The 19,827-nt window shown below is 68.8% G+C and carries 23 protein-coding genes and 1 tRNA gene; 11 read left to right on the top strand and 13 right to left on the bottom strand.

Going from position 1 to position 19,827, the window contains the following annotated elements; translation table 11 throughout:
- The first annotated feature begins 1 nt into the window (after window position 1).
- The 8 genes from ACFOWB_RS05890 (at window position 2) to ACFOWB_RS05855 (ending at window position 5,550) form a co-directional block, all read left to right on the top strand.
- Window positions 2–271, top strand: a complete 270-nt coding sequence (locus ACFOWB_RS05890) for a hypothetical protein (RefSeq protein WP_378146208.1) — start codon at window positions 2–4, stop codon at window positions 269–271.
- A gap of 170 nt (window positions 272–441) precedes the next feature.
- Window positions 442–645 carry a hypothetical protein gene (locus ACFOWB_RS05885; RefSeq protein ID WP_261404183.1) on the top strand — a complete coding sequence of 68 codons (204 nt, stop codon included), beginning with the start codon at window positions 442–444 and terminating at the stop codon, window positions 643–645.
- Window positions 630–1,394, top strand: coding sequence for a zinc ABC transporter ATP-binding protein AztA (gene aztA, locus ACFOWB_RS05880; RefSeq protein ID WP_449252279.1), 765 nt, complete (start codon window positions 630–632; stop codon window positions 1,392–1,394). Before ACFOWB_RS05885 ends, aztA begins: the two co-directional genes overlap by 16 nt.
- Entirely contained in the window at window positions 1,391–2,266 is an 876-nt protein-coding gene (locus ACFOWB_RS05875) for a metal ABC transporter permease (RefSeq protein WP_261404185.1), read from the top strand. The genes aztA and ACFOWB_RS05875 overlap by 4 nt, the downstream gene beginning before the upstream one ends.
- A gap of 28 nt (window positions 2,267–2,294) precedes the next feature.
- A complete protein-coding gene (locus tag ACFOWB_RS05870; protein ID WP_261404186.1) occupies window positions 2,295–3,200 on the top strand; it encodes a metal ABC transporter substrate-binding protein in 906 nt (301 codons plus the stop codon).
- Between the two features lie 292 nt (window positions 3,201–3,492).
- On the top strand, window positions 3,493–4,380 hold the full coding sequence (locus ACFOWB_RS05865) for an HpcH/HpaI aldolase/citrate lyase family protein (RefSeq protein WP_378146205.1): 888 nt from the start codon (window positions 3,493–3,495) through the stop codon (window positions 4,378–4,380).
- 90 nt (window positions 4,381–4,470) lie between these two features.
- On the top strand, window positions 4,471–4,959 hold the full coding sequence (locus ACFOWB_RS05860; protein WP_261404187.1) for an SRPBCC family protein: 489 nt from the start codon (window positions 4,471–4,473) through the stop codon (window positions 4,957–4,959).
- A gap of 132 nt (window positions 4,960–5,091) precedes the next feature.
- Window positions 5,092–5,550: a response regulator gene (locus ACFOWB_RS05855; RefSeq protein WP_261404188.1), complete on the top strand. Its 459-nt coding sequence runs from the start codon at window positions 5,092–5,094 to the stop codon at window positions 5,548–5,550.
- 34 nt (window positions 5,551–5,584) lie between these two features.
- Here the strand turns inward: ACFOWB_RS05855 and ACFOWB_RS05850 are convergent, their stop codons facing one another.
- From ACFOWB_RS05850 to ACFOWB_RS05830, 5 genes are all read right to left on the bottom strand, one after another.
- Window positions 5,585–6,748 (bottom strand): patatin-like phospholipase family protein, encoded by a 1,164-nt coding sequence (locus ACFOWB_RS05850; protein WP_378146203.1) that lies wholly within the window; start codon window positions 6,746–6,748, stop codon window positions 5,585–5,587.
- 14 nt (window positions 6,749–6,762) lie between these two features.
- Window positions 6,763–7,506 carry an acetoacetate decarboxylase gene (locus tag ACFOWB_RS05845; RefSeq protein WP_261404189.1) on the bottom strand — a complete coding sequence of 248 codons (744 nt, stop codon included), beginning with the start codon at window positions 7,504–7,506 and terminating at the stop codon, window positions 6,763–6,765.
- 12 nt (window positions 7,507–7,518) lie between these two features.
- Window positions 7,519–8,325: a 3-hydroxybutyrate dehydrogenase gene (locus ACFOWB_RS05840; protein ID WP_261404190.1), complete on the bottom strand. Its 807-nt coding sequence runs from the start codon at window positions 8,323–8,325 to the stop codon at window positions 7,519–7,521.
- Between the two features lie 223 nt (window positions 8,326–8,548).
- Window positions 8,549–9,205 (bottom strand): hypothetical protein, encoded by a 657-nt coding sequence (locus ACFOWB_RS05835; protein WP_261404191.1) that lies wholly within the window; start codon window positions 9,203–9,205, stop codon window positions 8,549–8,551.
- A gap of 268 nt (window positions 9,206–9,473) precedes the next feature.
- Window positions 9,474–9,548 (bottom strand) — tRNA-Val (locus ACFOWB_RS05830).
- 195 nt (window positions 9,549–9,743) lie between these two features.
- On the opposite strand from ACFOWB_RS05830, the gene ACFOWB_RS05825 reads away from it, so the two are divergent.
- The gene (locus ACFOWB_RS05825; RefSeq protein ID WP_378146200.1) at window positions 9,744–11,087 is read left to right on the top strand and encodes a phytase; all 1,344 of its coding nucleotides are present in this window, start codon (window positions 9,744–9,746) and stop codon (window positions 11,085–11,087) included.
- 43 nt (window positions 11,088–11,130) lie between these two features.
- Here the strand turns inward: ACFOWB_RS05825 and flhB are convergent, their stop codons facing one another.
- From flhB to ACFOWB_RS05795, 6 genes are read right to left on the bottom strand one after another with little or no spacing between them, the layout of a single operon-like run.
- Window positions 11,131–12,192, bottom strand: coding sequence for a flagellar biosynthesis protein FlhB (gene flhB, locus ACFOWB_RS05820; RefSeq protein WP_378146198.1), 1,062 nt, complete (start codon window positions 12,190–12,192; stop codon window positions 11,131–11,133).
- A 3-nt stretch (window positions 12,193–12,195) separates the two neighbouring features.
- On the bottom strand, window positions 12,196–12,957 hold the full coding sequence (gene fliR / locus ACFOWB_RS05815) for a flagellar biosynthetic protein FliR (RefSeq protein ID WP_378146196.1): 762 nt from the start codon (window positions 12,955–12,957) through the stop codon (window positions 12,196–12,198).
- A 46-nt stretch (window positions 12,958–13,003) separates the two neighbouring features.
- On the bottom strand, window positions 13,004–13,270 hold the full coding sequence (gene fliQ, locus ACFOWB_RS05810; protein ID WP_261404194.1) for a flagellar biosynthesis protein FliQ: 267 nt from the start codon (window positions 13,268–13,270) through the stop codon (window positions 13,004–13,006).
- Window positions 13,271–13,308: 38 nt separating this feature from the next.
- Entirely contained in the window at window positions 13,309–13,626 is a 318-nt protein-coding gene (locus ACFOWB_RS05805) for a flagellar hook-basal body complex protein FliE (protein ID WP_261404195.1), read from the bottom strand.
- A gap of 18 nt (window positions 13,627–13,644) precedes the next feature.
- A complete protein-coding gene (gene flgC, locus ACFOWB_RS05800; RefSeq protein WP_378146194.1) occupies window positions 13,645–14,055 on the bottom strand; it encodes a flagellar basal body rod protein FlgC in 411 nt (136 codons plus the stop codon).
- Between the two features lie 11 nt (window positions 14,056–14,066).
- Window positions 14,067–14,450: a flagellar basal-body rod protein FlgB gene (locus tag ACFOWB_RS05795; protein ID WP_378146192.1), complete on the bottom strand. Its 384-nt coding sequence runs from the start codon at window positions 14,448–14,450 to the stop codon at window positions 14,067–14,069.
- 243 nt (window positions 14,451–14,693) lie between these two features.
- Here ACFOWB_RS05795 and ACFOWB_RS05790 point away from each other — a divergent pair, with 243 nt between their 5' ends.
- Together ACFOWB_RS05790 and fliP are read left to right on the top strand one after the other, a co-directional pair.
- Window positions 14,694–15,866 (top strand): FliO/MopB family protein, encoded by a 1,173-nt coding sequence (locus ACFOWB_RS05790; protein WP_261404198.1) that lies wholly within the window; start codon window positions 14,694–14,696, stop codon window positions 15,864–15,866.
- Window positions 15,844–16,647 carry a flagellar type III secretion system pore protein FliP gene (gene fliP / locus ACFOWB_RS05785; RefSeq protein ID WP_261404199.1) on the top strand — a complete coding sequence of 268 codons (804 nt, stop codon included), beginning with the start codon at window positions 15,844–15,846 and terminating at the stop codon, window positions 16,645–16,647. The genes ACFOWB_RS05790 and fliP overlap by 23 nt, the downstream gene beginning before the upstream one ends.
- Window positions 16,648–16,796: 149 nt before the next feature.
- Here fliP and ACFOWB_RS05780 read toward each other — a convergent pair whose 3' ends face one another.
- On the bottom strand, window positions 16,797–17,000 hold the full coding sequence (locus ACFOWB_RS05780) for a hypothetical protein (protein WP_261404200.1): 204 nt from the start codon (window positions 16,998–17,000) through the stop codon (window positions 16,797–16,799).
- 198 nt (window positions 17,001–17,198) lie between these two features.
- Window positions 17,199–19,827 (bottom strand): hypothetical protein (locus tag ACFOWB_RS05775; RefSeq protein WP_378146189.1); only part of this gene is annotated, 2,629 nt, incomplete at its 5' end.

Here is a 19,827-nt window from a genome sequence, read left to right as displayed (position 1 = left end):
CGTGACCGACCAGACGTCGCATTCGATCCAGACGCCGCTGGCGCGCGCCGTCACTCTGGTCTCGGCCGTGATTCTGATCGCGGCTCAGACCATCACGGCGGCGGTCGCAGGCGGCTGGGCGATCGCGGGCTTCCTCGGCCTCGGCGAATACTTCGCCTGGGGGTTCGAGGCCGCGGGCCTGTGCCTCGGCGTGTGGGCCGTCGTCGCCTTCGTGCGCTCGGCTCTCAAGAACGACCCGGGCCGCCGCGGCGCCGAGCAGCCGCAGGGCTGAAGCTCCTCCCTGACTATCCTTTGGGTTTCACGGCTGCCGCTGGCTTGCGCGCCTGCCGCCGGGTCGCGCGCCGCTGCCCGGCCTGCGCTCAAAACGCGCATCCGGATGGCTTGCGCGTCGCTTCTGTAACATTATAACGTTGAGATCTCTCGACCTCCCGGCGTCGCCTCATGCCTCACGACCATTCCGGCCACGACGCGCACGACCATCATGCGCACGGCCATCATCATGGCGGCCATCGTCGTCTTCAATCGGGACGTCCCGCGCCTGACGCGACCGGGTCGCTGCTGCGCGCCTCCGCCGCCGCGCGGCTGTCGGCGGCGCTCGCCGTGGTCGCGCTCGTCTGGGGCGGCGTCTTGTGGGTCGTGTCGTGAGCGCCGCCTCCGCCATCCGGCTCGACGACGTGACGCTCGGCTATGACCGGCATCCGGCCGTCCATCACCTGACCGGCGAAATCGCGCCCGGAGCGTTGCTTGCGGTCGTCGGCCCGAACGGCGCCGGCAAGTCGACGCTGCTGAAAGGCCTCGTGGGAACGCTGAAGCCGCTGGGCGGACGCATCGACCGCGGCGCGCTGAAAGTGCGGGAGATCGCCTATCTGCCGCAGGCCGCGGCGCTCGACCGGTCCTTTCCGATCGACGTGTTCGACCTCGTCTCCACCGGCCTCTGGCGGCGCAGGGGCCTGTTCGGCGGCCTGTCGAAAGGCGACCGCGCGACCGTGGCCGAGGCGATCGCGAGCGTCGGGCTCTCCGGTTTCGAGCGACGCCAGATCGGCACGCTCTCGGGCGGCCAGCTTCAGCGCGCGCTGTTCGCCCGCCTCGCCTTGCAGGACGCCGCCGTGATCCTGCTCGACGAACCCTTCGCGGCGATCGACGCCAAGACCGTCTCGGACCTGCTCGAGCTCGTGGCGCGCTGGCGGGCCGAGACGCGCACCGTGGTGGCGGTGCTGCACGATCTCGAGACGGTCCGCCGCGCCTTCCCCGAGACGCTGCTTCTTGCGCGACGCCAGGTCGCCTGGGGCCCAACCTCCGAGGCGCTGCGCCCCGAGCGCCTGCTCGAGGCCCGCGGCATGCAGGAAGCCTTCGACGACCACGCGCCCGTCTGCGCCGTGGACCACGCCGCATGACCCCCTACGACGCGCTCGTCGCCCCCTTCGTCGAGTTCGACTTCATGCGCCGCGCTCTCGTCGGCTCGCTCGCTTTGTCGGTCGGGTCGGCGCCCATCGGCGTGTTCCTGATGCTGCGGCGGATGAGCCTGGCGGGCGACGCGATGGCGCACGCGATCCTGCCGGGCGCGGCCGTGGGTTTCCTGGTCGCGGGCCTGTCGCTGCCCGCCATGACGATCGGCGGGCTCGCGGCCGGCGTCGCGGTCGCCGTGCTGGCGGGCCTCCTGACGCGCACCAGCGTTTTGAAGGAGGATGCCGCGCTTGCGGCCTTCTATCTCCTGTCGCTCGCGCTCGGCGTCACGCTGGTCTCGCTGAAAGGCTCGAACGTCGACCTGCTCAACGTGCTGTTCGGCTCGGTGCTCGCGCTCGACGACGACGCGCTGTTCCTGCTCGCAGGCGTGTCCTCGCTGACCCTGCTGACGCTCGCGGCGCTCTATCGATCTCTCGTTCTCGAATGCGTCGACCCGGGCTTCCTCGCCTCGGTCAGCCGGTCCGGCGGACCGACCCACTTCGTCTTCCTCGGCCTCGTGGTGCTCAATCTCGTCGCCGGGTTCCAGGCGCTCGGAACGCTGCTCTCGGTCGGGATCATGATGCTGCCGGCCGCAAGCGCCGCGTTCTGGTCCGCGCGCCTGTCCGGAATGTTCGTGGCGGCGATCGCGGTCGGGGCGCTCGCCAGCCTCTTCGGACTGCTCGGCTCCTACCACACCGGCGTTCCGAGCGGCCCCGCGATCGTGCTCGCCGCGGGCGCGCTTTACCTCGTCTCGATCGCCTTCGGCGCGAGCGCCGGCCTCGTCTGGCGTCTGCTGCCCGCGCGCCGACACCGCGCGGCCTGAACCTTCTCGTCCAACAGGGAGCGCCCCCATGCGTCTCTTTTCTCTCGCCGCCGCAGCGCTTGCGGCGGGACTGTTCGCGTCGCCCGCCGCCGCCGAGCCGCTGAAGACGGTCGCGAGTTTCTCCATCCTCGGCGACCTCGTGAAGCAGGTCGGGGGCGAGCGGGTGAGCGTCGAGACGCTCGTGGGCCCCGACGGAGACGCGCACGTGTTCTCCCCCTCCCCGGCGGACGCGAAGAAGGTCGCGCAGGCCAGGATCGTGTTCGAGAACGGCCTCGGCCTCGAAGGATGGATCTCGAAGCTCACCAAGGCGTCGGGCGGCAAGGCGACCGTCGTGGTCGCCACCAAGGGCGTGACCCCGATCGAACTCAAGGACGACGACGACCACGGTCACGATCATGGCCACGGCTCGGTCGACCCCCACGCCTGGCAGAACGTGCGCAACGTCGTGGTCTATGTCGCCAACATCCGCGACGCGCTGATCGCCGCCGACCCCGACGGCGAGGAGACCTACCGGGCGAACGCCGAGAGCTACACCGAAAAACTTGAGGCGCTCGACGCCGAGATCGAGGCCGCCTGGGCGAAGGTCCCGGGCGAGCGCAAGCGCATCATCACCTCGCACGACGCCTTCGGGTATTTCGCGATGGCCTACGGCCTCGAGGTGATCGCGCCCCAGGGCGTCTCGACCGAGTCCGAGGCCTCCGCCAAGGACGTCGCCAGGATCATTCGCCAGATCAAGGAGACCAAGGTCCCGGCGGTGTTCGTCGAGAACATCTCGGACAGGCGCCTGATCGAGCGCATCGCCAAGGAGACCGGCGCGCGCGTCGGCGGCGCGCTGTATTCGGACGCGCTGTCGCCCGCCGGCGGTCCCGCCTCGACCTACGTCGACATGATGCGCTCGAACCTGCGCGAGCTCACCGCGGCCCTGTCGAGCTGAACGCGCCAGCGCCCTCAGTGACGGCTTCGTGATCGCGCGTTCATGAATCCTTAACCATACGGGCGCAGTTTCATCTCATGTCCGGCCTGCGAGCCGGATCGCGTCTCCAGGCGTTCGACCACGGATGTACTGGCGGAGCCTTTCGGGACGCAGAGAGAAGGTCGGGCTTGTCCCGGCCTTTTTTCATTTTCGCTGAACCCTGATCGGAAGAAAGTCTGAAGATCGGCGTCGCTCCACGGCGCGGATCTCTGCTAGGAAGTGCTCCCGATATATCACGCAACGGGAGCGCCCCATGGCCGATCTTCGCCTGCGCCGCAGCGTCCTCTACATGCCCGGCTCCAACCAGCGCGCGCTCGACAAGGCGAAGACCCTCGCGGCCGACAGCCTGATTCTCGATCTCGAAGACGCGGTCGCGCCTGACGCCAAGGAGATCGCCCGCGAACAGGTGTGCCGCGCGGTGAAGGAAGGCGGCTACGGGAACCGCGAGATCGTCATTCGCGTGAACGCGCCCCAGACCCCGTGGGGCGAGGCCGACCTGCAGGCCGCGATCGAGGCCAAGCCCAACGCGATCCTGATGCCGAAGGTGTCGTCGACCGCGGTGCTCGAGCACATCGCCAACCGGCTCGAGGCGCTCGACGCGCCGGAGGGCATCGACGTCTGGGCGATGATCGAGACGCCGGCCTCGATCCTCAACATCCAGGAGATCGCCAAGGGCCGCCGCACGGTGCCGGGTTGCCGGCTCACCTGCCTCGTGCTCGGCACCAACGACCTCGCCAAGGACACCTGGGCGCAGATCGTGAAGGGCCGCGCTCCCATGATGCCGTGGATCATGATGGCGCTCGCGGCCGCGCGCGCCAACGGCCTCACCATCCTCGACGGCGTGTTCAACGACATCGAGGACGTCGAGGGCTGCCGCGAGGAATGCCGCCAGTCGCGCGACCTCGGCTTCGACGGCAAGACCATCATCCATCCGAGCCAGATCGAGCCGGCCAACACCTGCTTCGCGCCGAGCAGCGACGAGGTCGAGCGCGCCCGCAAGGTGATCTCGATCTTCGACGAGCCGGAGCACGGCAAGGCCGGCGCGCTCAAGATCGAAGGGCGCATGTACGAGCGCCAGCATCTCGGCATGATGCGCCGGGCGGTCGCCTGGCACGAGGCGATCGTGGCCAAGGGAACGTGAAGCGCGACGGAGAAAAATTTCGGATCTCTGTCGGCTAGCCTGCGCGCCGCTCGTCCTCGGGACGACACGCAGAACCGACGGAGACACGACATGACCGCCGCCGAAACGTCCGCCCCAGAGGCCGCCGAAACCCGCGAACTCGTCCTCGACCGCCTGCTCGACGCTCCCCGCGAGAAGATCTGGCGGTGCTGGACCGAGGTCGAGCTCATGAAGCAGTGGTTCGTCCCGAAGCCCTGGACGGTGCCGCACGCCGAGATCGACCTCCGGCCGGGCGGCTCCTCGCTCGTGGTGATGGCCGATCCGGAGGGCAACGAATATCCGAACAGCGGCGTCTATCTCGAGGTCGTCCCGAACGAGAAGCTGGTCTTCACCGACGCGTTCACGAAGGCGTGGGAGCCGTCCGAGAAGCCGTTCTTCGCCTGCACGCTCACCTTCGCCGACGAAGGCGGCAAGACCCGCTACGTCGCCCGCGCGCGGCACTGGACGGTCGAGGACCGCAAGGCCCACGAGGCCATGGGGTTCCACGAGGGCTGGGGCAAATGCGCCGACCAGCTCGAGGCGCTTGCGAAGACCCTCTGAGCGGATCCGGTCGCGCGGTCTTAGGCGTCCCGATATGGGACGAAGGCCCGACGTCAAGGCGACCCATCGGCGCGTGGCGCGCGCCCCTGCCGGCGGCTACCAGAAGGCCGTCGGGCGATTCGGGGGAAGCGCATGCGGGTGTTGATCGTCGAGGACGACATGGCGGTGGCCGGCGCGCTGAGCCCGCTGGTGACGGAGGCCGGCCACGAGCTCGTCGGGCTCGCGGCCGACCGCGACACCGCCATCGCCCTGCTGGCCTCGACCACTGTCCATCTCGCCCTGATCGACCTTCGCCTCGCCGACGGCTGGACCGGCGCCGACGTCGCGCGCGCCGCCGCGGCCCGCGACATCGCCGGCGTGTTCACCACAGCCAATCCGTCGATGCTGCCAGCCGATCTCGCCGGCGCCTGCGCGGTGATGGCCAAGCCCTATTCGCCGCGCCTCGTCACGGCCGCGCTCACCTACATCGCGGCGCGCGTCGCCGGCGAGGCGACAGGCGCGCCGCCCAAGGGGCTCGATCTCGGACCCCGCTGGCTGGGGTCCGGCCCCCTGCCGTCGTCCCAGCAGGCCGAGCGTCGTCTCTCGGCCTGAAAGGGCGCGGAAGCGCCCCGCGGGGCGGCTCGGCTCAGCTCGGATCGTCGCGGTGCACGTCGTGCACCGTCATGCCTATCGTCTCCGGCGGCTTCACCAGCCAGGCGCGGTTCCTCAGCGTCTTGCGGGTGTCCTGATAGCCGCTGTCCCAGTGCTCCCTCATGGATGTTCCGGAAAACTCGTAGTCCTTGGCGTCACTCTCGTAGATCTTCTGCTGGTAGATCAGGTGCAGGATGTTGATCTGCGGAACGTCCTCCATCGAGGCGAGGAAAATCTTGTCGTCGGCTGTCAGCGCCTCCGGCGGCACGCGCATAAGCGCCTTGTGCAGCTTCAGGCGCATGTTGTGCATCCGCCGAAACGTGTCCGTGTTGTTGCGGGTGCGGCTCGAATACATGATGTCCTTGTGCCGGGCGAGGACGTCCGGCATGTCGCGCGGCAGGATCCCGCGGGCGCTGAACAGGTCCACCTGGAACACCAGCGTGTCGTGGACCTCCTCCTGCTCCAGCAGATACTGGAGCGGCGTGTTGGAGACGATGCCGCCGTCCCAGTAAAATTCGTTCTCGATCTGGATCGACGGGAAGGCCGGCGGCAGCGCGCCCGAGGCCATCACGTGCTTGGGGCCGATGACTTCGATGGCGCTGTCGAAGTAGCGGAAATTGCCGGTGCGGACGTTCACCGCGCCGACGGAGAGCCGCCGCTCGCCGTCGTTGACGATGCGCCAGTCGACGAGCCGGTCAAGCGTGTGTTCGAGTTCGCCCGTATCGTAGAAGCTCGTGGCCCCGTCCGCGCCCGGCAGATTGAGCCAGGGGTTCATGTCCCGCGGCTTGAAGAAGCCCGGCAAGCCGGAGTTCATCGTCATCATCGACGACATCTGGTTGCGCAGCCGGCGGAAAAAGTCGCCCTCGGGATTGAAGTGCCAGACCTTGCGGGCCGACACCGTCTCCCAGAAGTCCCGCAGCCGGTCGAGCTGGTCGCCCGGCTTGTTGCCCGCGATGATGGTCGCGTTGATCGCGCCGATCGAGACGCCCGAGAGCCAGTTGGCCTCGACCCCCGCCTCTTTCAGCGCCTGGAACACGCCCGCCTGATAGGCGCCGAGCGCGCCGCCGCCCTGCAGCACCAGCGCGACCGACTGATACTCCCTGAGCATGGCGGCGATGTCCGGCGTCTCGCTCTTCCGCTTCCTGACGATCTGGTCCATCGCTTCGCTCCCCGTCAGGCCGGATCGGCCATGTAGTCGTGCACGACCTTTCCGAGCCCAAGCGTCAGGTCGGCGATGAAGTGCACCGACGAGACGACCTCGAGCACCGGGAGCTTGGCGACGTCGCAGATCGTGTGGCGGAACAGCTCGAGATCGACCTGGCTCTCCCAGGCGCCTTTCACGACGACGTCCTCGAGCCCGTACTGGACGAGCTCGCAGATGCGCGGGGTGGCGTCGACGTGCGGAATGACCTTCACGAGGAAGTTCGGGGCCGCGAGCGACTTCGCGATCACGTCATGATCGACGGGGCGGTGCTTGTAGCCCATCGACATCACGGCGCAGAGCACCGAGCCGTAATGCAGCTTGCCGATGATGACCTCGCCCTCGTGGACGATCTTCGGATTGGCGAGCTCCTTGGGAAAGCCCCAGATCTCGCGGCCGCCCGCGATCGGCGCGTCGTCGTCCAGGAACATCGAATGCACGTAGACGCCGTGCTGCCCGTCGAGGCTCACGGGAATGACCTGGCCGCTCTCGGTATAGTCGCCGAAGCCGGTCGAATCCGGCATGCGGATGAACTCGTACTTGACCAGCGGCTCGGTGACTTCGAGCGGCTCCGGCACGACGGCGCGCAGCGCGTCCATGTCGGTGCGATAGGTCACGATCAGATATTCGCGGTCGTAGAAGCGATACGGCCCGGGCGGATAGGCCGGGTTGGTGATCGGCATCGCATAGGAGCGGCGGACGTCGGCGAGCTTCATGGGCTGATCTCCTCAGTGCGCCGTCCAGCCGCCGTCGATCGGGATGATCGCGCCGGTGATCGAGGCGGCGACGTCCGAGCACAGGAACGCCGCGAGGCCCGCGACCTGCTCGATCGTCACGAACTGCTTGGTGGGCTGGGCTTCGAGCAGCACGTCGTTGATGACCTGCTCCTTGGTCAGCCCGCGCGCCTTCATCGTGTCGGGGATCTGCGCCTCGACGAGAGGCGTCCACACATAGCCCGGGCAGATCGCGTTGCAGGTGACGCCTTCCCTGGCGACCTCGAGCGCGACCGTCTTGGTGAGGCCCGCGATGCCGTGCTTGGCCGCCACATAGGCCGACTTGAACGGCGAGGCCACCAGCGCATGCGCCGAGGCGACGTTGATCACCCGCCCCCATCCGTTCGTCTGCATCGAGGGCAGAGCCGCCTTGATGGCGTGGAACGCGGAGGTGAGGTTGATCGCGGTGATCGCGTCCCACTTCGGCTCGGGGAACTCCACGATCGGCGAGACGTGCTGGATGCCGGCGTTGTTCACGAGGATGTCGCAGCCGCCGAGGCCGTCGATGGCGAGCGCCACCATCTCCGCGATCTCCGCGCCCGACATCATGTTGGCGGGCGAATAGAGGCAGCGGACGCCGAATTCGGTCTCGATGGCGGCGCGCTTTTCCTCGATGTCGGCGGCGTCGCCGAGACCGTTCAGCACCACGTCGGCGCCGAGCGCCGCGAACCTTCGCGCGACGCCGAGCCCGATCCCGCTGGTCGAACCGGTGACGATCGCGCGCCGACCCCTGAGGTCGGGCTGCTCGGAAAGATTTGACATGTCGCACCCCGGCGTGTGGGAGCGCCGGAGGAGCGGCGTCCCGGGACGAAAGATCAGTCGCCTACGTGTTGACGCACGCCGAGATGTCGCTGTGATGAACCTCGCGCCAGGCCCGCCGCGACCCGCAAGTGCCCAGGACGGCCCGCGCGATTCAGTTCGAAGGCCGACAGCCAGCGGCCGACGTTGATTGGGGTGATGTCATCGTCGCAAGAGCACGCTGTGACTACCTGAGGCTCCACATCCAGGACTTTCCTCCCAGATGAACCTCTGCGTCCACGATGAAGCCGGCATCGGCGATCATCTTTTCGATTTCCGCGCGCGTAAGATGACTTACCCAGCCATGACGCTCGCGGTGTTCGAGCACGCATTTTCCCGTGCGCAGATTGTAGCTCAAAACAAGATGCTTCAGCTGGGCGCGCATCGACTTCAAAAGAGGCAGGGGATCATAGATGTATTCAAGAACCCCCAGCGCCGCGCCGGTGTCAGCGCCGAAATCGGGAAGAGGATCGGCGTTGAAATCCACCACATGGACGCGCGAATAATCGAACGGAGCGATCTCGGCCAGTTTTGCTGCTTTCTCCTCGGGAGAGTCGAAAGCTTTCGCCTCGATGACAAGGTCGAGACGTACGCAGTCGACCGGAATATACTGGACGTCCGGCGCCAAAAACCGCTCGAGCGTCATGGCAGACGCGCCGAAATCCACCACAATCTTGGCGTTCTTGAGAAATTTGGCGGCCAACTCCGCGCGCGGAGCCCAATTTTCTTCCGGAAGGCCTGACGCGCCCGACCACCGCTCGATAAGCGTCCGCTTCTCGAAGATCGCTTTGCGCGTTAGGTCCCGACGCTCGTCCGGCGGAAGATCATAGAACCACTCGCCCATAGCCGATCCTTGCCGTCCTGCAGGGCCGGTCGCCGATCGCGCGACCCACGGGCTTTTGGACCGACCATCAAGACACTCGTCAAGCTGGATCTAGCCCGCTCTGCCGACGAGACCGTAACAGCTTCCTGAGCCACGCAAAACGGGCGGGTCTTCAGCTCACGGACGGAACGGACGCCCGTCGATGATCGCCAAAGGCGTCACGCTTAGCCCGATGCGTCCGCCCGAGAGAGCGAACGGTTTTCAGCCATGTAAGAATATCTGGAACGGATGGTGGGCGTGACAGGGATCGAACCTGTGACCCCTACGATGTCAACGTAGTGCTCTCCCGCTGAGCTACACGCCCGACCGTCCTACGGACCGCCGCGGGAGGCGGTCCGGATCAGAGCGCGGGCTATATCGGATCGTTACGCGGGTGACAAGCGCGCTTCGCGTCATCTTTCGCTATCGTGCGCGCGTCAACGGTCCGTCATGCGACGGCGCCACCTTCCGGGGGCCTCGTCGGCCATCGTGGAGGCCCGCCTTTTCCAGGAGATACGCCATGCGCATGCCTCTCCTCCTGAGCGCGGCGATCGCCGCGCTTTTCATTGCGCATCCCGCATTCTCAAAGGCTCCCGAGATCGGCGTCGTGAAGCCGAAGCTCGAGACCGAGACGCTGACCGAAAGCGATCTCGACGCAGACGCCGACGATCCCGCGGTCTGGGTCGCGCCGGGCGACGGCGCCGACAGCCTCGTCGTCACCGCCGTCAAGAACGGCGGCGTCCGCGTCTATGACCTCAAGGGCAAGCTCGTGCAGCGCGTCGATCCCGCGCCTGACGGCGGCCGCATCAACAATGTCGACGTGGTCTACGGCTTGAAGCTCGCCGACGGTTCGAAGATCGACGCGGCCATCGCGAGCGACCGCGGCCTCGACGTGATTCGAATCTTCAAGATCGAAAGGCCCGAGAACGCGAACGACGACGAAGGGCCTTTGGTCGAAATCACCGCGAAGAACCCGCGCCGCGCCTTTCCGCAGCGCCCGAAGGAGAACGGCAAGGGCCTCGAGGACAATCCGCTCGAGGACCAGAACACCGTCTATGGCCTGACCGCCATCAAGGATCCCGAGAGCGGCGCCGTCTTCGCCGTCGGCACGCAGCGCGGCCAACCGCGCCTCGGGGTCTTCCGCCTTGTCCCGCGGAAGGGCGGAACCGTCGAGGCGGTGTATTTCAGCGAGTTCCGCGTGCCCGTCGTGCACAAGGGCCAGAACCTGCGCGAGGAGAACGAGAACGATCCGCTCAAGGACTGGAGCCCGCAATTCGAGGGCCTCGCGGTCGATCTGCGCGCCGGCGTGCTCTACGCAGGCCAGGAGGACGTCGGGATCTGGCGCATTCCGATCCGCGTGCGCTCCGACATGAAGCCGAAGCTCATCTACGAGACCCGCGGCTCGAAGGAGAGCTCGTTCCACAATCCCGACAGCGTCATCTCGCGCGACGTCGAGGGGCTCTGCGTCTTCTATGGCGAGGACGACAACGCCTATCTGATCGCGTCGAGCCAGGGGAACGCCCATGGCGACGCGCCGACGCCGGACGCGCCTTATGACGACAGCTTCGTCGTGTTCAAGCTGAAGGGCGACGACACGCCGGAGCTGATCGGCTCCTTCCGGGTCGGCAAAGGCAAGAAGATCGACGCCGTGCAGGAGAGCGACGGCGCCGAGGTCATCTCCTTCGGGCTGCCGGGCTTCAAGAAGGGCCTGTTCATCACGCAGGACGGCTACAAGGGCGACATCTTCTCGGGAGATCCCTCGCAGACGAACTTCAAGTTCGTGCCGTGGGAGAAGATCGCCGAAAGCTTCACGCCGAAGCTGATGATCGCGCCGAAGGCGTTCGATCCGCGCCGGACGCGGTGACGCTTCCCGGGCGGCCGCATGTGAACCTCCGGGGTCGGCGGACTTACCGCCCGCCCCTGCGCCGCATGACGAAGCCGATGACCTCGGCGACCGCCTTGTAGTGCTCGGCCGGGATCTCCCGGTCGATCTCGAGCGCCGCGTGCAGCGAACGGGCGAGCGGCGGGTTCTCGATGACCGTGACGCCGGCCTCCTCGGCGACCCGCCTGATGCGCAGCGCGATGGCGTCGACGCCCTTGGCGACGCACATCGGCGCGTTCATGCCGGCCTCGTATTTCAGCGCGACCGCGAAGTGGGTCGGATTCGCGATGACCACGGTCGCGCCCGGCACCGCCGCCATCATGCGCTTCCTCGACCGCTGCTGGCGGAGCGCCCGGATGCGTCCCTTGATGTGCGGGTCGCCTTCCTGCTGCTTGTGCTCGTCCTTGATCTCCTGAAGCGACATCATCAGCTTCTTGCGCCAGCGGTGGCGGGCGAACAGGTAGTCGGCGATCGCGATCGCGGCGAACACGATCACCGAGGCCACCATCACCTCGAGGCTGAGCTCCTTGAGAAGCGGCAAGAGGCCTGCGAGGTCGCTCTCGGCGAGGGTCGCGAGGCGCGTGCGCTCGGGCCACGCGACCATCCAGATGACGATCCCGACGATCAGGATCTTCAGGAGGCCCTTGAAGAAGTTGAGCAGCCCCTCGACCGAGAAGATGCGCTTGAAGCCCGAGGCCGGGGAAATCTTCGAGAACTTCGGCGTGATCGGCTCGGCGGTCACGATCGGCGGGTGCTGGACCATGTTGCCGGCGATGCCTGCGAAGGCCAGCATCAGCATCGGCAACGCGAGCGCCGCCGCGACTGCGAGCCCGAGGCCTCCGAACATCGCGCGCAGCGACGCGCCGTCGACCGCGATCCGCTCCGGCGAGGCGAGGAAGCGCGTCAGCGTCTGGCCGAGGCTCGCCGTCGTCCCGTCGGCGAAGATCGAGACCACGAGAGTCGCGGCCGCAAGGCCGAACCAGGTGCTGAGCTCCTGGCTCTTCGCGACGTCGCCCTTCTTGAGGGCGTCGTCGAGGCGCTTGCGGGTCGGTTCTTCTGTCTTTTCGCCGCCTTCGGACTCAGCCATGGCTCAACGGCCCAGCAAGAGGCGGAGCGTGTCCGACAGGCCGTCCAGGAAGACGGACATCAACACGCCGATGGTGATGGCGAGCAGGCCGATGCCTGCGATGATGGTGAGCGGAGCCGCGACGAAGAACACCTGAAGCTGCGGCATCAGGCGCGCCAGCACGCCGAGCCCGAGATTGAAGATCAGGCCGAAGACGAGGAACGGCGCGGAGATCTGCACGCCGATCCGGAAGGCGTCGGCGGCCGACGACAGCGCGAGCTTCGCGGCGTCGCCGATGTCCGGGATCACGCCCGGGCGGAACGCCTCGTAGCTCTGGCCGATCGCGGTGATGACGAGGTGATGGAGGTCGGTCGCGAAGATGAGCGCGATGGCGAGCAGGCTCAAGAACGTGCCGACGATCGCGCCCTGCTGCCCCTGCGTTGGGTCGACGGTCATGACGAAGCCGAGGCCGAGCTGGTTCGCGATCACGTTTCCGGCGACCGAGAGCGCCGACATGATGAAGCGCCCGACGAGGCCGAGCATCAGCCCGACGCCGATCTCGGAGATCAGGAGGCCGACGAGCCGCATCGGGTCGCCGGCGTCGATCTGGTAGAGCGGCCGCGCGAACGGCCAGAACACGAAGGCGAGCAGAACCGCGATCGTCAGCCGGAAGCGCGGCGAGACGTTTTCTTCGCCCAGCGCCGGCAGCAGCATGACGAGCGCGCCGACCCGAGCGAGGATCAGCACGAAAGCGGCGACTTCCGCGGGAAGGATCTGCAGGGTCATCGGGCGCCCGCGCGGCGGTTCGAGACGCCGATCTGTACCAGAGTCGCTAGCCGCCCGAGACGATCTTCTCGGCGATCCGGCCCATATGGCCGGCGAGCGCGTCGCCCATGAAGGGCAGCGCGAGCAGCATCGCGGCGAAGAGCGCGAGGATCTTCGGCACGAACACCAGCGTCGTCTCCTGGATCTGCGTCAGCGCCTGGATGAGCGACACCACGACGCCGACGACAAGGGTCACCACCATCAGCGGGCCGCCGACCTTGAGAATCGTCCAGAGCCCGTCGCGCGCGACGTCGAGAACTTCGGGAGGGGTCATCGGCCTCAACCTGCTGGGTGCGAACTGACCGCCGCCGGTCAGATCGGCATGCGCATGATTTCCTCGTAGGCCGCGATCACCTTGTCGCGGACGCTCACGAGGGTGTCGAGGGCGAGCTCGCTCTCGGCGACGGCCGTCACCACGTCGACGACGTCGCCCTTGCCGGAGATCGCCTCCATGGCCTTGGCGTCGGTCTGGCGGCCCTGCTCGGCGAAGCCGGAGATCGCCTGCTCCAGCATGTCGCCGAAGCCGCCGCCTTTCGGCGCGGCCAACGGGCTCTGGACGCCGCCCGCGGCGCCGCCCATGAGGCCGGATATGGACGCGTAGGCGCTGGCGGCCGCCGTGGGGCTCGTCATGTCCGTCTATCCTTCCCGTCAGGCCCTGAGGATCTCGAGCGTGCGCGAGATCATCCGGCGCGCCGCTCCGACCATGTTGAGGTTCGCCTCGTAGGAGCGCTGGGCGTCGCGCATGTCGGTCTGCTCGATGAGCGAATTCACGTTCGGCATCAGCACGTTGCCCTTGGCGTCGGCCAGCGGGTTGCCGGGCTCGTACTTGACGCGGAAGTCCGAGCGGTCGCGCTCGATGCGGCCGAGCGTGACGGACTGCGCCGCGAGCTCGTCGTCGAAGGTCGCTCGGAGCGTCGGCACCTTGCGGCGATAGGGCTCGCCGCCGGCCGTGCGCGCGGTCGAATCGGCGTTGGCGATGTTTTCCGAGATGATGCGCATGCGCCCGGCCTGCGCCTTCATGCCGGCGGCCGCGAGGCCGATCGCGCGGGAAAGGTCCATGGGTCGCCTCCTCAGCGCCGCCCGAGGGCGGTGCGCAGAAGGCCGAGGCTCTTGCTGTAGAGCATCGCGGCCATCTGGTGGTCCATCTGGTTCTGGGCGGTCTTGGACATCTGCTCCTCGAGCGTCACGCCGTTGCCGTCCGGAGTGCGGGCGAAGCCGTCCACGGGGCCGGCGCGGCCGAGATCCTGAACGGACGCCAGCGTCATGTGGCGGCTGTCGGTGCGAACCGGCGCGGTCCCCGGGCTCGACAGGTCGAGCGGCGTGAGGTCCTGGCCGCGGAAATTCGGCGTCGAGGCGTTGGCGACGTTCTCGGCGAGCACGCTCTGACGCGCCTCGTGCCAGCGCATCTTTGTTTTCAGCGCCGATATCAGCGATGGTTCCGAGATGCCGTTCACGGGTCTTTCCCCAGTCGCGGCGCCGAACTCCATTTTCGCGATTTGCGCCGCCGCCCGGCAAAATCTGCCGCCTCCATGGTTAACGAGGCGTTAAGAACGTTAAGTTTCAATTCACCTTGCGCGTGACTCTGGCTATGACGAAGCGGTCTGTCGCGGTCGTGTGATCTTCATGCATCGACCCGGCGGGCATGCGCCGGCCGGGCCGCACGTTCCGACCGCGCCTTCGAGAGTGAGGTATCTCGCGTGTTCGACCAGTTCCTCGGCGACGTCCCGACGCCCCTCAAGTTCCTGCTGGCCTTCGTGGTCGTCATCCTGCTGATCGTGATCGCCGCCTGGCTGATCCGTCGGTTCGGCGGCCAGCGTTTCGGCCCCACGGCAGGCTCCGGACGCTCGCGCCAGCCGCGGCTCGGCGTGCTCGACGTGCTCGCCGTCGACGGGCGGCGCCGGCTCGTGATCGTTCGCCGCGACAATGTCGAGCACCTCGTCATGATCGGCGGGCCGAACGACGTGGTGGTCGAGAGCGGCATTCTGCGCCAGCCGCCGGGCGTCCAGCAGATGCGCGAACCGGGCCCGCTCGGCCAGGTCGAGCCTCAGCCCGCGCGCACCGTTCCGCCCCAGCCGATCCCGGCGTCTCCGTCGCCCGCGCCGCGCGCCCCGCAGCCAGCCGCGCCGGCCCCTGTCGTCGCCGCGCCGACGCCCGCCGACCAGACCCGGGTCCATCCCAAGATCGCGGAGACGCCTGCGCAGCAGCCTGCGCAGCGGGCCCCGACCATCCCCCCGCGCCCGGCTCAGCCGACTCCTGCGCCGCAGGTCCAGCCGGTCGCCCGCCCCGCCGCCGAAACCCAGAAACCCGCAGCGGTGGAAGCGCCGAAGGCGCAGCCCGCAAAGGCCGAGGCTCCCAAGGTTGAAGCTCCGAAAGTGGAGGCTCCCAAGGTCGAGGCTCCGAAGCCCGAAGCGGTCGTTCAGCCCGCGCGTCCCGCGACGCCGCCTCCGCCGCCCCCCGCTCCGGCTCCGCAGGCCCCTGCTCCCGCCGCTCCGGCTCCTGTTGCTCCAGCTCCCGTCGCTCCGCGCCCGGTTCCGCAGCAGATCATCGCCGGTCCGGCGGCCCGCTCGGCCGAGCCCGTCGCCCGCTCGAACGAGCTCGCCGACCGCCTCGCCGCCGCGCTCAAGCGTCCGGTGGCGCCCGCAGCGCCCCGGCCCGCGGCCGCCCCGGCCGAGCCCGACCTGCCCCGCGCCATGCCGGCGATGGGCGGCGACGCTCCCGCCCCGTCCGCCCCGGCCTCGGCGCCGGCTCCCGAAGTGAAGGCCGAAAAGCGCGCCGAGCTTGACGCTTCGACCGAGGACGATCTGCTGGCGTCGCTCGAGGCGGACATGGCGAACCTGCTCGGGCGGGATGTCGGCAAGCCCAAGAGCTGAGGACCCGACCGCGACGCGGCTCCGCGTCGGGGCCGCGCTCCGCCGCGTGAGGCGGGTCGCCGGCTGGGCGTTCGGCTGCGCGGCGCTCTTCGTCGCGGGCTCGGCCGCCGCCCAGACCATGACGCTCGATCTCGGCCAGGGCGGCGCCAGCGAGCGCGCCCTCCAGATCGTCGCGCTCATCACGGTCATGAGCCTCGCGCCCTCGATTCTGGTGATGGTGACGTGCTTCACCCGCATCGTGGTGGTGCTGTCGCTGCTCAGGACCGCGATCGGCACCCAGACCGCGCCGCCCAACGCCGTCGTGACGGCGCTCGCGCTGTTCCTGACCGCCTTCGTGATGGGGCCGACGTTCCAGGCGGCCTATACCGACGGCGTCCAGCCGAGGCTCGCAGGCCAGATCGACGACGCCACCGCCTTCACCCGCGCGGCCGCGCCGTTCCGCACCTTCATGCTGGCGCATGTGCGCGAGAAGGATCTGGCGCTGTTCCAGGGCCTTTCGCGCGAACCGAATCCCGAGACGCCCGAGCAGGTCTCGCTGCGGGTTCTGGTGCCCTCCTTCATGATCTCGGAGCTTCGCCGCGCCTTCGAGATCGGCTTCCTGTTGTTCGTCCCGTTCCTCGTGATCGACCTGGTGGTGGCCTCGGTGCTCATGTCGATGGGCATGATGATGCTGCCGCCCGCGATCGTGTCGCTGCCGTTCAAGCTCATCTTTTTCGTGCTGGTGGACGGCTGGAACCTGGTCGCAGGCAGCCTCGTGCAGAGCTACACGGGCGGAGCCTAGCGTCGCCCTCCCGCTGGAGGTCCCCACACCTCAGGCGATATGGCGGTTTTGACCGTTTAGAGCGCCGTCGGAGCTTGCAAACCGGGCGATCCGCCGCGCCCCATACCGGCGAAACGAGACCCGTCGGAACGGCCCTCGCAAGGAGAGACCTAGGCGGGCGCGCCTGACTTGGCGGTCATTTCCTCAGCCGGGATACGCGCCACGAACCGTTCCTGGTTCCACAGCTCCATCGCCTCGCCGCCGACATGACCGCGGGCGTCGTCGAGCGCCTGCTGGTCGCTGTCGTGAAACAGCTCGACAAAGCGCGAGATCCGGTTGTCCGGACTTAAAAAATAGAGCCGGTAATACGACATGGAGCGCTCCCGGGCCGAACGGCGGGAGCGCGGACGAAGCCCAAGGCCTAGCCCGACTCTCAGTCGCTGGCGGCCATGAAGCGATGCCCAGCGATGAAGGATTCTCGCATGGCGGAGCCTGTCGCACCACGTCTTTCGACGCCTTAAGCGGGAAATAAGTCTTGGCTCGCAGGACCGTGTTCCGCGCCGCCAAGATCATCAGGCCTTCGGGGGTTGCGCGCCCGAGGGAGCGGCCGCCGCCGCCTCCTCGGCCCCGCGGGCGCGATATTCCTTCATGAAGGCGTCGAACGACGCGCTGGCGGCGACGGTCCGCGCGATTTCCCGGAAGGCGTCGCCCCGCGCTTCGATCGGCGCGGTCACGACCTCGAAGGCCGAGGCTTGCGGGCCGTCGGCCATCTTGGCCGAGAACTTCTGGCGCAGGCGGTCGATCCCGAACCCGTCCTCGGCGAGCGACAGCGCGATCGCGGCGCGCATCACGTCGCTGCGCTGGCTGGCGTCGAGCGGCGACGGCGCACGCCAGGCGGAGCCGAGCGCCGTTTCGAGCGCCTCGCCGGCCTCCGGCCAGCGCCGGGCCGCCCAGAGGATGTCGGCCTTCAACCGGGAGGCCTCCGGCCCCTCGAGCCCGTCGGCGATCTCGAGCGCGAGGTCGACGCGGCCGGTTTCGGCGAGCGCCCTCGCCTCGAGCCGCAGGCGCGTGCGCAGAAGCGAGCCCGGCAGGTCCGCCTGGCGCGTTTTGCGCAGCACCTCGAGCGCCTTGGCGGGCTTGCCGTTCATCATGTCGACGAGGGCCGCGCGCGCCGCGACCTGGGCGCGAGCCGCCCCGGCAAGGCGGTTGTCGATCTGGTACTGGAGCAGGTCTGCGGCCTGGTCGAACAGGTCGACCTCGACGAGCTTGTCGGCGAGACGGCGCACGAGCTCGTCGCCGCGCTTGCCGCCCGGGCTCATCTCCTTGAAGTCGTAGAACAATGCGAGGGCGTCGAGCTTCGGCAAGGTTTCGGCGCCGGCGCCCAGGAAAAGGTCGGTGAAGCGCTCCTGCATCTTGTCCTGGAGCGCGCGGGTGCCGTCGGCGTCCGGGAAGGCCTGGACGGCGACGCGCAGGGTCGAGAACGCGTCGCGCCAGCGCGCGGCGTCGGCGTAGAGCTGGATCAGACGCGACAGCGCGGAGGCCTCGATCCAGTCGCCCCGCCACCCCGTCACGAGCCGCTCGAGCCGGTCGATCGCGGCCGGGGCGTCGATCTTGCCGGTCTTCAGGCCAAGTTCGACGCCACGAAGGTCCGCCTCCGCGCCCGCGGCGCCGCCGGCGCGTTTGGCGAGGCTCTCATAGGAGGCGATCGCCCGGTCGGCGCGACCGAGCGCCTCGGCGAGACGGGCGCGCACGAGGTCGCGCTGCGCGACGCCGTCGATCGCGGGGAGAACGTCGAGCTTTTCGAACTCCGCCGCGGCGGTCGCGGCGTCGCCGGCGTCGAGGGCGAGCGTCACGTCGAGGCCGACGAAGCGCGCCTGCAGCTCCGGCGGCAGGTCGTCGAGCGCGGGCGCGCCGCGCTTGAGCGAGACCCGGGCCATGCCGGTCTGGCCGTCCTCCGCCTCCGCGGCGGCGCGCCACAGCGCGGCCTCGGACGGCAGGCGCAGCGACGGCGCGGCGAGAATCGCACGCGCTTCCTTGGCCCGCCCGAGGCCGACTTCGGCCGCCGCGCGCATGATCGAGAGCCGCTCGTCGCGCTCGCTCAGGCCGCCGTCGTCGACGATCGCGCCGAGGACGGCCTTGGCGTCGGCCGGACGCTGGCGCGCCAGATAGAACCGCGCGAGATCGAGGCGCGCCTCCTGCCGGTCGTCGACCGGGGCCATGGCGGCTGCGCCCATCAGCTCGTTCTCGCGTTCGGCGAAGGGCTTCTGGTTGTCGGCCGCCCAGGTCTCGGCGCCGAGCGTGACCCCGTTGTCGTTCTTGCGCTTGGGCGTGGCGTCCGCGGTCGCGTCGGCGGCCGAGAGCGTGAGGCCGCCGTCGCGCTCGACGAAGAGCTGGTCGAGGCGCCCGACCACGCGGGCGTCGTCGGCGCCGAGCAGGAAGGCGAGGCCGTGCGCGGTGGCGAGCGACTGGAACTCGACGAAGCTGCGCGGCCGTTCCGCGCCCCGGGCCGGGCCCGCAAGCGTCGCCACGGTGAGCTCGTCGCCGACCTCCGGATCGGGAATTGTCCTTACGGTTCCAAGGCCTGGCGCATCCGCCTGCATGGCGGCGCGGCCGTCGCGGTCGAAGCTCGGCTTCAAATCGACGACGCCCGAGCGGCTGAGCACCTCGTCGCCGAGCGAGACGATCCAGCTCGCGCCGTCGGCCTGGGCGGAGACGAGCACGTCGTCGGAGAGCGTCATCCGCACGACGCGCCCGCGATCGAGCGCGCTCTGCGAAACGGCCGTCACCAAGCCCTTGGAATCGCGGGTGAAAGCCGAAAGGTCGAGCGGCGCGACGTCGTCGAAGACGCCCCACAATGTGCGTCCGCGCCGGAAGATCGCGGCCGGAACCGGACGGGCGAAGGGCAAGACTAGCCGGGCGGTGTGGCCGGCCATCCGGACCTCGCCGACGCCGGCGGCGGCGGCGGGGACGGCGCTCGGCGCGGCGGATGGGGCGGCGGAGGGCGCGGCGGGCTCGTCATGCGCCGCCACGCCGGGCGCGGCGGCGGCGTCCGGCCCGTGAGCGGCCGACTCGCGCTCAGTCTCTTGGGGCGAAGGCGGCGCGGCGTCATGCGCGGCCGTCATCGCCGGCTGCGGGTGCGCGGCGGCGGAGAGCGCGGCGGCGGCGTCCGCGGGGGCGGCGGCGGCGAGCGTCGCCGCCGGG

Origin of the sequence: Chenggangzhangella methanolivorans (genome assembly GCF_042648545.1) — a bacterium.
In the GTDB taxonomy this organism is placed as follows: domain Bacteria; phylum Pseudomonadota; class Alphaproteobacteria; order Rhizobiales; family Methylopilaceae; genus Methylopila; species Methylopila methanolivorans.
Note: the sequence above shows the minus strand (reverse complement) of the source record. Positions and strands in the feature narration are given on the sequence as shown.

Excerpts from the sequence above, each read along its gene's own strand:
- ACFOWB_RS05885 (WP_261404183.1), top strand. The coding sequence starts at position 442 with ATGCCTCACGACCATTCCGGCCACGACGCGCACGACCATCATGCGCAC.
- ACFOWB_RS05875 (WP_261404185.1), top strand. The coding sequence starts at position 1,391 with ATGACCCCCTACGACGCGCTCGTCGCCCCCTTCGTCGAGTTCGACTTC.
- ACFOWB_RS05870 (WP_261404186.1), top strand. The coding sequence starts at position 2,295 with ATGCGTCTCTTTTCTCTCGCCGCCGCAGCGCTTGCGGCGGGACTGTTC.
- ACFOWB_RS05865 (WP_378146205.1), top strand. The coding sequence starts at position 3,493 with ATGGCCGATCTTCGCCTGCGCCGCAGCGTCCTCTACATGCCCGGCTCC.
- ACFOWB_RS05860 (WP_261404187.1), top strand. The coding sequence starts at position 4,471 with ATGACCGCCGCCGAAACGTCCGCCCCAGAGGCCGCCGAAACCCGCGAA.
- ACFOWB_RS05855 (WP_261404188.1), top strand. The coding sequence starts at position 5,092 with ATGCGGGTGTTGATCGTCGAGGACGACATGGCGGTGGCCGGCGCGCTG.
- ACFOWB_RS05850 (WP_378146203.1), bottom strand. The coding sequence starts at position 6,748 with ATGGACCAGATCGTCAGGAAGCGGAAGAGCGAGACGCCGGACATCGCC.
- ACFOWB_RS05845 (WP_261404189.1), bottom strand. The coding sequence starts at position 7,506 with ATGAAGCTCGCCGACGTCCGCCGCTCCTATGCGATGCCGATCACCAAC.
- ACFOWB_RS05840 (WP_261404190.1), bottom strand. The coding sequence starts at position 8,325 with ATGTCAAATCTTTCCGAGCAGCCCGACCTCAGGGGTCGGCGCGCGATC.
- ACFOWB_RS05835 (WP_261404191.1), bottom strand. The coding sequence starts at position 9,205 with ATGGGCGAGTGGTTCTATGATCTTCCGCCGGACGAGCGTCGGGACCTA.
- ACFOWB_RS05825 (WP_378146200.1), top strand. The coding sequence starts at position 9,744 with ATGCGCATGCCTCTCCTCCTGAGCGCGGCGATCGCCGCGCTTTTCATT.
- flhB (WP_378146198.1), bottom strand. The coding sequence starts at position 12,192 with ATGGCTGAGTCCGAAGGCGGCGAAAAGACAGAAGAACCGACCCGCAAG.
- fliR (WP_378146196.1), bottom strand. The coding sequence starts at position 12,957 with ATGACCCTGCAGATCCTTCCCGCGGAAGTCGCCGCTTTCGTGCTGATC.
- fliQ (WP_261404194.1), bottom strand. The coding sequence starts at position 13,270 with ATGACCCCTCCCGAAGTTCTCGACGTCGCGCGCGACGGGCTCTGGACG.
- ACFOWB_RS05805 (WP_261404195.1), bottom strand. The coding sequence starts at position 13,626 with ATGACGAGCCCCACGGCGGCCGCCAGCGCCTACGCGTCCATATCCGGC.
- flgC (WP_378146194.1), bottom strand. The coding sequence starts at position 14,055 with ATGGACCTTTCCCGCGCGATCGGCCTCGCGGCCGCCGGCATGAAGGCG.
- fliP (WP_261404199.1), top strand. The coding sequence starts at position 15,844 with ATGTCGGCAAGCCCAAGAGCTGAGGACCCGACCGCGACGCGGCTCCGC.
- ACFOWB_RS05780 (WP_261404200.1), bottom strand. The coding sequence starts at position 17,000 with ATGTCGTATTACCGGCTCTATTTTTTAAGTCCGGACAACCGGATCTCG.